Annotated in this window: 10 protein-coding genes; 6 read left to right on the forward strand and 4 right to left on the reverse strand. The window is 62.2% G+C overall.

Translation table 11 applies throughout. From position 1 onward, the window contains the following. Positions 1 to 74: 74 nt before the first annotated feature. The 4 genes from ACGGKE_RS17345 to ACGGKE_RS17360 form a co-directional block, all read right to left on the reverse strand. Positions 75 to 1,751 (reverse strand): long-chain fatty acid--CoA ligase, encoded by a 1,677-nt coding sequence (locus ACGGKE_RS17345; RefSeq protein ID WP_376747075.1) that lies wholly within the window; start codon positions 1,749 to 1,751, stop codon positions 75 to 77. Further along, positions 1,751 to 3,058 (reverse strand): OmpP1/FadL family transporter, encoded by a 1,308-nt coding sequence (locus tag ACGGKE_RS17350; RefSeq protein WP_036526777.1) that lies wholly within the window; start codon positions 3,056 to 3,058, stop codon positions 1,751 to 1,753. The genes ACGGKE_RS17345 and ACGGKE_RS17350 overlap by 1 nt, the downstream gene beginning before the upstream one ends. Positions 3,059 to 3,090: 32 nt before the next feature. Then, positions 3,091 to 3,495 (reverse strand): DUF2147 domain-containing protein, encoded by a 405-nt coding sequence (locus tag ACGGKE_RS17355; protein ID WP_026109759.1) that lies wholly within the window; start codon positions 3,493 to 3,495, stop codon positions 3,091 to 3,093. A 211-nt stretch (positions 3,496 to 3,706) separates the two neighbouring features. After that, entirely contained in the window at positions 3,707 to 4,351 is a 645-nt protein-coding gene (locus ACGGKE_RS17360) for a DUF3422 family protein (protein WP_004206967.1), read from the reverse strand. A gap of 282 nt (positions 4,352 to 4,633) precedes the next feature. Here ACGGKE_RS17360 and ACGGKE_RS17365 point away from each other — a divergent pair, with 282 nt between their 5' ends. The 6 genes from ACGGKE_RS17365 (at position 4,634) to ACGGKE_RS17390 (ending at position 12,654) form a co-directional block, all read left to right on the forward strand. Further along, entirely contained in the window at positions 4,634 to 5,770 is a 1,137-nt protein-coding gene (locus ACGGKE_RS17365; RefSeq protein ID WP_004206969.1) for a thiolase family protein, read from the forward strand. Further along, positions 5,767 to 8,118 (forward strand): 3-hydroxyacyl-CoA dehydrogenase NAD-binding domain-containing protein, encoded by a 2,352-nt coding sequence (locus ACGGKE_RS17370; RefSeq protein WP_394443229.1) that lies wholly within the window; start codon positions 5,767 to 5,769, stop codon positions 8,116 to 8,118. The genes ACGGKE_RS17365 and ACGGKE_RS17370 overlap by 4 nt, the downstream gene beginning before the upstream one ends. A gap of 45 nt (positions 8,119 to 8,163) precedes the next feature. Continuing rightward, positions 8,164 to 9,954: an acyl-CoA dehydrogenase C-terminal domain-containing protein gene (locus ACGGKE_RS17375; protein WP_017503705.1), complete on the forward strand. Its 1,791-nt coding sequence runs from the start codon at positions 8,164 to 8,166 to the stop codon at positions 9,952 to 9,954. Continuing rightward, entirely contained in the window at positions 9,951 to 10,859 is a 909-nt protein-coding gene (locus tag ACGGKE_RS17380; RefSeq protein ID WP_017503706.1) for a nitronate monooxygenase family protein, read from the forward strand. Before ACGGKE_RS17375 ends, ACGGKE_RS17380 begins: the two co-directional genes overlap by 4 nt. 9 nt (positions 10,860 to 10,868) lie before the next feature. Next, positions 10,869 to 11,612, forward strand: coding sequence for an electron transfer flavoprotein subunit beta/FixA family protein (locus ACGGKE_RS17385; protein ID WP_004206977.1), 744 nt, complete (start codon positions 10,869 to 10,871; stop codon positions 11,610 to 11,612). Between the two features lie 115 nt (positions 11,613 to 11,727). Continuing rightward, the gene (locus tag ACGGKE_RS17390; RefSeq protein WP_004206978.1) at positions 11,728 to 12,654 is read left to right on the forward strand and encodes an electron transfer flavoprotein subunit alpha/FixB family protein; all 927 of its coding nucleotides are present in this window, start codon (positions 11,728 to 11,730) and stop codon (positions 12,652 to 12,654) included. Positions 12,655 to 12,659 lie beyond the last annotated feature (5 nt).

A 12,659-nucleotide genomic window follows, 5' to 3' on the forward strand; every position in this document is an offset into this window, starting at 1 on the left:
ACTCCCTGTCCTCCAATCACGGCTACCCTACCACTCAAGCGCATAAGCCTCGTAGCTTGACAGGGGATAGAGGCTCAGGCGAGCTTTTTGTTCTCCTCCTCGATCAAATCCTTCTTCGAAAGTTTGCCGATCAACGTCTTGGGCAGGCTGTCCCGGAATGCGAAGGCCTTGGGCATCTCGATCTTGCTGAGGCGATCCTGCAGAAAGACCTTGAGTTCATCGACGGTCAGGTTCGATCCCTCGTGCAGCGCGATGAACAACTTGGGAGATTGACCTCTGTAGGCGTCAGGAATCGCGATTGCGATCGCCTCCTTTACCGCCGGGTGCTGGTAGGCCGCATCCTCGATGATCCGGGGATATACATTATATCCGCCACAGAAGATGATGTCCTTGATGCGGTCGACGAGGAAGAGATAGCCATGCTCATCAAAATAGCCGATATCGCCGGTTCGTAGCGCGCCATCGACGAAGACAGCACTGGTTTCTGCAGGGCGCTGCCAATAGCCCTTCATCACCTGAGGGCCGCGGGCGCACACTTCTCCGCGTTCTCCCTGGGGAAGAACCCGCGAGGGATTCTCCGGATCTCGGATCTCGATGATGGTGCCGGGGAAACTTGGGCCGCAGCTATTGTCCTTCACCGTCCCAAACAACGGGTTGCAGGCGATGATCGGGGCGGTTTCGGAGAGCCCATATCCTTCCACGACCCTGGCACGCGTGCGTGCCTCGAACTCCTCGCGTACCTCGAGCGGGAGCGGTGCGCCGCCGGATATACAGGCGCGCACGGCCGAGAGATCGGGTATCTCGTCGTCCGGAAGCGCGTTCAGGGCAACATAGATCGTAGGCACGCCGAAGAACTGTGTCGGCGGCTTGCGCTTCATCGTGTTGAGAACCTGCTTCATCTCAAACCGTGGCAGCAGGACGATTTCGGCGCCGATTTCGACTGAGAAGTTGAGCACCGTCGTGAGTGCGAAGACGTGAAACATGGGCAGGACGCCGAGAGTTCTCTCCTGCTGCGGGCGAAGTCCTCCCACATGCACCACCATCTGGGCGCTGTTCGCCGTGAGGTTGGCGTGGGTCAGCATTGCGCCCTTGGGCACGCCGGTTGTGCCTCCGGTATATTGAAGGACCGCGACATCATCAGGGTGACGTTCTACCGCGTCAGGTTCGGCATCATGGGCGAGAAGCGCCTTGAGCCGGACATGAAGGCCTTCGTCGAGTATCCGCGCGTGGTCTTTTCGCTTGAATAGCGCAAAGCCCAGGCCTTGCAGCCAGGGCAGCATATCCCTCATGCCGCACAACACGATCTTGTCCAGCCCGGCACGTGGCGCGACGGCTTGCACTTTCTCGTGGATTATCCGGACGTCCGGTACCGCCATCATGCGCGTTCCCGAGTCCCGGATCTGATGCTCCAGTTCGCGCTCCGTGTAGAGCGGGTTGAAGTTGACCACGATCGCACCCACGCGCAGCGCCGCGAAGTACAATATCGCGAAATAGGGGCAGTTCGGCAGGCACAGGCCGAACCGATCGCCCTTGCGCAGCCCCTGATCCTGCAATCCACGTGCTGCACGGCGAACGAGTTGCCCCACCTGCGCATAAGTCCAGGTTCGCCCGAGAAAGTCGATGGCGACGCGTTCGGGATAAAGGTTCAACGCATTGTCGAGGAGGTCGGTCAGGAGCCGTGGCGGAATTGCCGGTTCCGGTATCGACGGGAAGGCGCTGATGGCGGGCTGGGGCATGGCGATCTCCAGCATCAGAAGTGGAAACGTCCGCCGAGCGACAGCACGACGGCGTGCGCGTCCTCGAGCTTGCCGTCCATCAGGATCGGCGTCTGCACGGCCGTGCCGGCATAGGCCGCTGTCGTGCGATCAATAGTCGTATCCTTGAACGTAATATACGCTGCGCCCGCATCGAGCGTGAACCGGGAAGACACGGCATAGCTTGTGCCGGCAGCGAAATTCCAACGGTTGCTGTCAGGCACTCGAGCGTCCCGATTGCCGTTGCGCGTCGGGGTCTGGGCGTGTTGAACGCCGGCACGAACGGTCCAGGCTGGTGTGACCGCGTAATCGATGCCGCCTGCGAAGCTCCAAGTGTCCCGGTAATTTTCCGGGATTGAAACGTTGAGCGGCGCGCCGAGCCGGATAGCGTCGAATTTCGACCAACCCATGCGGGTCACCTGACCGTTGAGGGTGACCTTGGGCGACACCGCCACGCGCGCTCCGAAGATCGCCTGCCAGGGGGTCTCGAACGTGGCGTTTGCATTCACTACGCTGTTTTGCCCGGCGAGCGGACCAAGAAGACCGGTCGTCGTCACCGAACCGTCGAGATTATGCTTCACGCTCGACTTGTAGCTGGCGCCCAGTTGCATGGGGCCGGCGCGATATTGCAGCCCGGCCGACCAGCCAAGATCCCAACCATTGCCTTTCAGCTCCTGGTGGCCGTCGGCGAGAAGAGGCGATAGGTTCGGCAGATAGTTGGACAATGATGCGTCGGCATATTCGATATTAAGCGCGGCGCCGATGCTGAGATTTGGCGTAACGAGGTAGGCGATCGATGGCTGGATGTCGTATGTTCGCAGCTTGGTCTTGTCGGCGCTATACCGTGCCCAGCTGTCGGCATCATAATTGGTTGTGAAGCTATAAGGGGAGGCGACGGTCAGCCCCAAAGCGAGCCGTGATGTCAGGCCGACGGCTATCGCGCCGGAGGGTAGTACGCCATTATTGATCGGATCACGAGAGCGTTGGCTCCCGCCTACAGCCGCAGCCGACTGCCCGGGACGGACAATGAGCGTGTTGACATTGTCAACCGACCCTTTGGGAAGGATTACGCTTACGGCCTGGTGGGCATCGACTCCTTCCATGCCTGCGATCGCAGCCGGATTCCACCAGAGGGACTGTACGCCCTGGTCGGCGACCTCGCCCGAAAAGGCTCGTCCGGCACCTCTGGACGATTGTTCCTGAAGGTAAAAGGCCTGCGCGCTCGCGGCTTGCGGCGCGAGCAATCCAGCCGCCACGGCCGATGTTGCGATCCCAACTTTCCAATTTTTGCCTGCCACGCCCATCTCCCCTTTCGTGATTGTCAAATTCCTCGTGCTTATCGGAGGCGCGTCCATGTCTGCGTCTTGCACAGGGGCCAGACGATGCAGCCCTTGAGGCGCAAATGATCCCGATCGGCTAACGTGACCGTCGCGCTGTATGTACCGCCATCCTCAGCGTTGTAGATGGAACCACCCGACCAACTGCCCGACTTCCACGTAAAACCCTGCAGAATCTGCAATCCACGAAGCGGACGACCGCGCAACGCAGCGGTCTTGTTCTTTTCGTCACGTAGTTCGGGGTTGGCTTTGATCCCGTCGGAACTGATCAAGGCACCGCAGATCGATTGCCCGCAGCGGGTGATTTCCACGACGCCATGACGGCTCTCGGTTTGCCAGCGACCGACAACGGTGTCGGCGGGCAATGCAGTGCTCGAAGCCAGTAGTGTCAGAATGATCGACATTGTTCCTCTCCGCGCGCCTTCAGGCGACCGTCTGTTTCACGTCTGGAGCCAATATGCGGCAAATCAGCGTCCCATAACCATCTCGATGACATATAGGTAAGTCAATAGCTCAATGCGTCATCAAAATGCCTATTAGGTTGTGTGCGAATTGGAGGGGTCAGGCGCTGCTGGCCCCGTCGTCAGGGTTCGGGCGTGTTCGTGTGTGACGCCGTCAAGCTATTGATCTGTGCGTGCCTTCAAGCAAGGAAAGATTGCGATAATTGCCCAGTTCCTGAATGCGCTGGATGGAACGCGACACTTCGCCGTCAGCCGCCCCGTTCGCGGCAACGACCAGGCGCCCGTAGCCGCCGGCGTGAATGCGAAAGTCGCTCCAGATCCGGACGCTATCCCCGATGATGCAGGAGACGAGATGGCCCGGATGGAAGTCGGCCCGATCGACAACCGGCTCGGCGTAGCTATCGTTCGCCACAACGACGATGTGGGTTGCGCGGATGACCAGGCCCGGCAGCGTTTCCATCCACTGCAAGGTATCACTGAAGGGGCCGACGTCGGGAGCAGACCAGAACTGCGCGTCCGCGCTGACCGAGGTTGACGTTAGCGTCGTGGTGACCGCTTCACTGTGCCTTTCCCAGGCCAGCCGCCCGTTGGCGGACCACTCCGTTTCCAGGTGGCGCAGGTTGCGATCGAGTCCAGAGGCACATCGCTGCTCCAGGATCAGCCATTCCTTCTCCCGGTCATTCTCATCGACCAGGCGAACCGTCTGAAATGCCATGGCGGGCAATTCGAGTGCAGGAAAACGGCGCAGATGCATTTCGCCGACGATCTGACGCCGGAGGGGATGCTCAGAAAATCGCATGTGTGCGCCTTCGAAAACAGGTGCAGTGGCGCTTGGGGAGAGGCGCAGCCGTCGATAAGACGGGCGCGAGCATCATCGCCGGGATGAGAGTGCGCGGTTTTTCACTGGCGAGCATCCGTACGTTCCTCCGCCAAGACCTCCGATATCAAGCCTCCCGGGAACCGGTGCATGACGATTCCCTCGACGGCGTGAGAAGAGTGCCAAAGATTTTAGTTGACGTAAACGTCATTTCACGCACCATTAGGTAATCAGATGTCCGATTCCCTGGAGAGGCTATCATCGATGCGTAATGTGGTTGTTGCGGGCTATGCCCGGTCCCCCTTTCACCTGGCAGGCAAGGGCGCGCTGGCGCGCGTCCGCCCTGACGATCTGGCCGCTCAGGTCATTCGCGGACTGATTCAGCAGACCGGCGTGAAGGCCGAAGATATCGAGGATATCGTGCTGGGCTGCGCTTTTCCTGAAGGCGAGCAGGGCTTCAACATCGCGCGCCTTATCGGTCTTCTCGCCGACCTGCCGCTCTCTGTCGGCGGCATGACCGTTAATCGCTTCTGCGGATCGTCGATGAGCTCGGTCCACATCGCTGCGGGCCAGATTCAGCTTGGCGCCGGCGAGGCCTTCATCTGCGCGGGCGTGGAGTCGATGAGCCGCGTGCCGATGATGGGGTTCAATCCGCTGCCGAACCCCGAGCTCGCGAAGAAGAGCGCCGCCTATATGGGCATGGGCGACACGGCGGAGAATGTCGCGACCAAATATCAGATCACCCGTGCCCAGCAGGAAGCCTTTGCGGTCGCCAGTCAGGACAAGGCGGCCGCGGCTATCGCGGCCGGCAAGCTCGAGGCCGAGATCGTGCCGATCACGACCAAGGCGGGCGTGGTCGACAAGGATGGCACGCCGCGTGCCGGCACGACGACGGAAACCCTCGCCGGGCTGAAGCCGGCCTTCAGCCAGGACGGCACGGTAACGGCGGGAACGTCCTCGCCGCTGACCGATGGCGCAAGCGCAATCCTGGTCACGAGCGAGGATTATGCGCGCGCGCATGGACTGCCGATCCTTGCCCGCATCAAGTCGGTTGCTGTCTCTGGCTGCCAGCCGGAGATCATGGGCATCGGACCGGTCGAGGCCTCGCGCAAGGCGCTGCAGCGGGCGGGGCTCAGTGTGGACCAGCTTGACGTTGTCGAGCTCAACGAAGCCTTTGCGAGCCAGTCACTGGCCTGCATCAGCGACCTGGGGCTTGACCAGTCGAAGGTCAATCTGGACGGCGGCGCCATCGCGATAGGCCACCCTCTGGGGGCGACCGGTGCGCGGATCGTGGGCAAGGCCGCGGCTCTGCTGAAGCGCGAAGGCGGCAGCTATGCGCTTGCCACCCAGTGCATCGGCGGCGGTCAGGGCATCGCCACCGTGCTGGAGGCGGCGGAATGAGCGAGCAGGCCATCAAGCCAGTCGGCGCCCCGCCGGAAACCATCAAAAAGGTCTGCGTGATCGGCGCAGGCGTCATGGGCGCCGGCATCGCAGCGCAGGTCGCCAATGCCGGCGTGCCGGTGCTGCTGCTCGATATCGTGCCCAAGGAGGGCGGCGATCGTGACGCCGTGGCGAAGGGTGCGGTCGCGAAGATGCTGAAGACCGATCCGGCGCCCTTCATGTCGAAGGCTGCGGCGAAGCTCGTTGAAACGGGCAATATCGACGACCATCTCGAGCGGGTGGCCGAATGCGACTGGATCGTCGAGGCGATCGTCGAACGGCTCGACATCAAGCAGGCGCTCTACGCCAAGCTCGAGCAGCTCAAGCGTCCGGGCACGGCGGTATCGTCCAATACCTCGACGATTCCGCTTGGCCATCTGGTCGAGGGGCGGGACGATCAGTTCAAACAGGACTTCCTGATCACCCATTTCTTCAATCCGCCGCGCTACATGCGGCTCATCGAAATCGTGACCGGCCCCGACACTGATACGGCTGTGGCGAGGCGCGTCTCGGATTTCGTCGATCGAAAGCTCGGCAAGCGCATCGTGCCGGCGCGGGACACGCCGGGCTTCATCGCCAATCGCATCGGTACCTACTGGCTGGCCGTCGCGATCAATGCCGCGATGGACCAGCGGCTGACGGTGGAGGAAGCCGACCAGATCGGCGGAAAGCCGATGGGCGTGCCCAAGACCGGCATTTTCGGCCTTGTCGATCTCGTTGGCGTCGACCTCATGCCGCTGCTCACGAAGAGCCTGTCCTCGACGCTGCCGGCAGGTGACGCCTATTTCGACACGGTGAGGCCGATGCCGCTCGTCGACAGGATGATCGCGGAAGGCTTTACCGGGCGGAAGGGCAAGGGCGGTTTCTACGCGTTCGACAAGGCGACGAAGACCAAGAAAGCGCTCGATCTCGCGACCGGCGAATATCGCGTATCGGTGAAGCCGGCTTCCTTGCCGGGCCGGGCCGAGAAGGACCTGGCAGCATTGGTTGCTGCGCCCGGCAAGGTCGGCGCCTATGCCTGGGAAATTCTCGGCAAGGTTCTTTCCTATGCCGCGAGTCTGGTCGGTGAAGCTGCGGACAACATCGTCGGCATCGATGACGCGATGAAGCTCGGCTACAACTGGAAGTTCGGGCCGTTCGAACTGATCGATCGCCTCGGGCCGGGCAAGCTCGCCGAACGGCTGGCGGCCGAGGGGCGGGATGTTCCCGCGATCCTCAAGGTAGCCGGAGATCGGCCATTCTACCGGGTGCAGGACGGCCGTCGGCAATATCTCGATGCCGCCGGCGACTATCATGATGTCGTGCGGCCCGAGGGCGTGCTGCTGCTGGAAGACATCAAGCTTCATAGCCAGCCGATCCTCAAAAATGGCTCGGCGGCACTCTGGGATGTCGGCGACGGCGTTGCCTGCCTTGAGTTCACCGGCAAGATGAACGCGCTCGACGGCGATGTGATGAAGCTGATCGGTCAGGCGATCCCGGTCGTGCAGGACAAGTTCAAGGCGCTCGTCGTCTATAATGAGGGCAGCAATTTCTCTGCTGGCGCCAATCTCGGCCTTGCCCTGTTCGCGCTGAACATCGCGGCATGGGGCGAGATCGAAAAGCTCGTCGCGGGCGGGCAGCAGGCCTACAAGGCGCTCAAATATGCGCCGTTCCCGGTCGTGAGCGCGCCGGCCGGCATGGCGTTGGGCGGTGGTTGCGAGATCCTGCTCAACAGTGATGCCGTGCAGGCCCATGCCGAAAGCTATGTGGGTCTGGTCGAGTGCGGCGTGGGTCTGATCCCTGGCTGGGGCGGATGCGGTGAAATGATCGATCGCTGGCGCTCCAGTCCCGGCATGCCCAAGGGGCCGATGCCGGCCGTAGCCAAGGTCTTCGAGACGGTATCGACAGCCACTGTGGCAAAGTCGGCCGCCGAGGCGAAGGAGCATGGCTTCCTGCGTCCCTCGGACGGCATTACGATGAACCGGGACCGTCTGCTGGCGGACGCCAAGGCGAAGGCACTGGAACTGGCCGACGGTTACAAACCGCCTGTGGCTCCGGAATTCCGCTTGCCTGGCGCGGGAGGCAAGTCCGCTCTTTCGATGGCTGTCGAAGGCTTCCAGGCCCGTGGCCTCGCCACATCTTACGATGGTGTCGTATCCGGCGCGCTCGCCGACGTCCTGACGGGCGGCGAGAAGGATCTCATCGACATCGTGACCGAAGAGGATCTGCTGGCGCTCGAGCGCAAGGCCTTCATGCAACTGGTGCGCGACCCGCGGACCCAGGCGCGCGTCGAGCAGATGCTCGTCACCGGCAAGCCGCTGCGTAACTGATTGGCGGCCGGCGGCCGGATGGCCGACCGGTCAGGAGATATAAATATGCAAGTCTATGACGCCCCGTTGCGCGACATGCGCTTCGTGCTCAACGAACTCCATGCCGATGACGGCTTCGGGGATATTCCCGCGCTGTCGGAGTTCACACCGGATCTCACCGATGCGATCCTCGAGGAGGCGGCGCGCTTCTGTCGCGACGTCCTGTTGCCGATCAACCGGTCGGGCGACGAGGAGGGGTGTCATCTGGAAAACGGCGTCGTGCGGACGCCGGCGGGGTTCCCCGAAGCCTATAAGCAGTTCGCCGAAGGTGGCTGGACCGCGCTCGCATCCGATCCGGAATGGGGTGGGCAGGGGCTGCCGGAAGCGGTCAACAAGCTGGTCGAGGAGATGATCTGCTCGTCCAACCTCTCCTTCGGCCTCTACCCGGGCCTCACCCATGGTGCCACCACTGCGATCGAGGGCCATGGCAGTGACGCGCTCAAGCAGGCCTACCTGCCCAAGATGGTGAGCGGCCAGTGGTCCGGCACGATGTGCCTGACCGAGCCTCATTGCGGTACCGATCTCGGGCTCCTGCGCAGCCGCGCGGTCCCGCAGGGCGATGGCAGCTACAAGGTCACCGGCTCCAAGATCTTCATCTCCGCCGGTGAGCATGACCTGACCGAGAATATCATCCATCTCGTGCTCGCCCGCCTGCCCGACGCCCCCAAGGGCGTGAAGGGCATCAGCTTGTTTCTCGTCCCCAAATATCTGCCCAGGGAGGACGGTACTCCCGGTCAATCGAACGGCGTCGCCTGCGCCGCGATCGAGCACAAGATGGGTCTCAAGGCGTCGGCGACGTGCCAGATGAACTTCGATGATTCGATCGGCTGGATCGTCGGTGAGCCTGGCAAGGGCATGGCCGCCATGTTCACGATGATGAACACGGAGCGTGTCTCCGTCGGCATCCAGGGCCTGGGTGTGGGCGAGGCGGCGTATCAGGCGGCGGCCTGGTATGCGAAAGATCGTATTCAGGGTCGGGCGCTCTCGGGACCCAAATATCCCGATCAGGCAGCCGATCCGATCATCGTTCACCCCGATGTTCGCCGCATGTTGATGACGATGCGGGCTTATAATGAGGGATGCCGGGCGCTCTCGGCCTGGGTCTCGCGCGCGCTGGACGCGGAAAAACATTCTCCCGAACCCGAAGTGCGCCAGCGTGCGAGTGACTTCATCGCGCTCATGACCCCCGTCGTCAAAGCGCTCTTCACCGACCTTGCGTTCGACAGTGCGAACCTCGCTGTCCAATGCTATGGCGGCCACGGCTACATCCGCGAAAGCGGCGTCGAGCAATATGCCCGTGATGCCCGGATCACCATGATCTATGAGGGGACGAACGGCGTTCAGGCGCTCGATCTCGTCGGCCGCAAGCTCGGCGCCCATATGGGCCGCTATCTGCGCAGCTTCTTCCATCCGGTGTCGGCTTTCATCGAGGAAAACAACGTCGACGGACCGATGAAGCCGATGATCGAGGCGCTCGCCAAGGCGTTCGGGGCGCTGCAGCTTTCGACGGCCACGGTCGCGCAGCGGGCGCTCAAGGATCCCGAAGAGGCGGGCGCGGCGTCGGCGGACTATCTGCGTCTGATGGGCCTGGTGGCCATGGGCTATTGCTTTGCCAAGGCGACCAAGATCGCAGGCTTGCAGCTCTTCTTCGGCAGCGAGGACAAGCGCTTCTACGATGCCAAGATCAAGACGGCGACGTTCTTCTTCGAGCGTATCCTGCCTCAGGCGACCGCCAGCTTCCTGGCGATCAAGGCGGGCAAGAAGTCGCTGATGGCGCTGGAAGACGACGTGTTTTGACGCTTCCGGCAAGCCTCGAAAAGCGGCTGGCCATTCCAGCCATCGTTGCGCCGATGTTCCTTGTGTCGGGACCGGACCTTGTCGTCAGTTGCTGCGAGGCGGGACTGCTTGGTACTTTCCCGGCGCTCAACCAGCGCACCAGTCAAGGTTTCGGTGAATGGCTGGATGAAATCGAGGAGCGGCTGGCTCCCATGCCGGGAGCGGCGCCCTTCGGCGTCAACCTCATCGTCCATAAGAGCAATCCGAGGCTCGACGCCGATCTGGAACTGATCGTTCGGCACCATGTGCCATTGGTCATCACCTCGCTCGGCGCCATCGCGGATCTTGTCCAGGTGGTTCAGGGCTATGGCGGGCTGGTCTTTCACGACGTGACGAACGTGCGTCATGCGGAAAAGGCGCTCGAAGCTGGCGTCGACGGTCTGATCGCGGTCGCTGCCGGCGCGGGGGGACATGCCGGCACGATGAGCCCGTTCGCACTGGTTGACGAGATACGGCGCTTCTTCCAGGGGCCGCTGGCGCTTTCCGGCGCCATCACGCGCGGCCACCAGATCGCGGCCGCGCAGATGATGGGGGCCGATCTTGCCTATATCGGATCCCACTTCATCGCGTCGGAAGAGAGTCTCGCCTCGCCGGCACAGAAAGACATGGTGATCGGGGCCGGACCAGCGGATATCGTCTATACGGACCGGGTCACCGGCGTCGGGGCCAATTTTCTCCGGCCCTCGCTGGAAGCCGCGACTCTCCCTGAGCCACATGGCGCGCTTTCGGTTTCGGAGGAGGCCAAGGCCTGGAAGACGATCTGGTCGGCAGGCCACGGTGTCGGCGCTACCACTGCCGTCCAACCGGCCCGATCCATCTGTGAGAGACTCATTGCCGAATATCAGGCGGCATTACAATCAGAGTAGGATTGATCCATGAAGGTGCTTGTGCCCGTCAAGCGGGTTATCGATTATAATGTGAAACCGCGCGTGAAGGCGGATGGGACGGGCGTCGATTTGGCGAACGTGAAAATGTCGATGAACCCGTTCGACGAGATCGCCGTCGAAGAGGCTATCCGCCTCAAGGAAAAGGGAGTCGCGACCGAAATCGTGGTGGTGTCGATCGGCGTCGCCAAGGCGCAGGAAACGCTGCGCACCGCGCTCGCCATGGGGGCCGACCGCGCGATCCTCGTCCAGACTGACGATGAGGTCGAGCCGCTCGCCGTCGCCAAGATCCTGAAGGCCATCGCCACCGAGGAGGCTCCGGGCCTGGTGATCCTCGGCAAGCAGGCCATCGACGATGATGCCAATCAGACCGGCCAGATGCTGGCAGCCCTTCTCGGTTGGGGGCAGGGCACATTCGCCAGCAAGGTCGAAGTATCGGGCGAGACTGTCGCGGTGACCCGTGAGGTGGATGGCGGTCTGGAGACCGTAAGCCTCAAACTGCCGGCGATCGTGACGACCGATCTGCGTCTCAACGAACCGCGCTATGCGAGCCTGCCCAATATCATGAAGGCCAAATCCAAGCCGCTGGCGACGAAGACGCCGGCCGATCTCGGTGTTGAGATCGCCTCGCGCCTCAAGACGCTCAAGGTGACCGAACCCCCCAAGCGCTCGGCGGGCATCAAGGTGGCCGACGTCGATGAATTGGTCGCCAGGCTCAAGGAAATGGCGATTTGATAAACTTTCAAACGCGCCGAACTTGCCGAACCTCTCCCATGCAAGTGACGGCGCACCCCGCTTCATCCTGTGCGCACAGAGATGAAGCGGGGGCGGATTTCTCGGAGAATAAGTTATGAATACGCTCGTCTGGGTTGAACATGACAATGCGTCGGTCAAGGATGCGACGCTATCGGCCGTCACCGCCGCTGCCAAACTTGGTGAGGTCCATCTGCTGGTTGCCGGTGCGGGCATCGGCGGCGTGGCCGAGGCTGCTGCGAAGGTCGCGGGTGTCGCCAAAGTCGTAACGTTCGACGATGCGGCGTTCAAACACGCTTTGCCCGAGAATGTCGCGCCGGCCGTCGCGGACCTGATGCGCGGCTATGACGCGTTCGTTGCGCCTTCCACTTCGAATGGCAAGAACATCGCGCCGCGCGTGGCGGCCTTGCTTGATGTGATGCAGGTCAGCGACATCCTGTCGGTGGAAAGCGCTGACACGTTCACGCGTCCCATCTACGCGGGAAATGCGATCGCGACGGTCCAGTCGTCTGATGCAAAGAAGGTTATCACGGTGCGTGGCACAGCCTTCGAGAAGGCGGCCCGCGAGGGTGGCTCGGCCAGTATCGAGGCTGCGACGGGCACGGATGCGGGACTTTCCAGCTTCGTGGGTGCCGAGATCGCCCAGTCCGAGCGCCCGGAACTCACCTCGGCCAAAATCATCGTCTCGGGCGGGCGAGCGCTGGGCTCGGCCGGGCAGTTTCATGGCGTGATCGATCCGCTGGCCGACAAGCTGGGCGCGGGTGTGGGCGCAAGCCGCGCAGCGGTCGATGCTGGCTATGCGCCCAACGATTTTCAGGTCGGCCAGACCGGCAAGATCGTGGCGCCGGAAGTCTATGTCGCCGTCGGCATATCGGGTGCGATTCAGCACCTTGCTGGCATGAAGGATAGCAAGACCATCATCGCGATCAACAAGGATGAGGACGCGCCCATCTTCCAGGTCGCCGATATCGGCCTGGTCGGCGACCTCTTCAAGATCGTTCCTGAACTGACCGAAAAGCTTTGAGGTAA

This window comes from Sphingobium naphthae (assembly GCF_043589935.1).
In the GTDB taxonomy this organism is placed as follows: Bacteria; Pseudomonadota; Alphaproteobacteria; order Sphingomonadales; family Sphingomonadaceae; genus Sphingobium; species Sphingobium naphthae_A.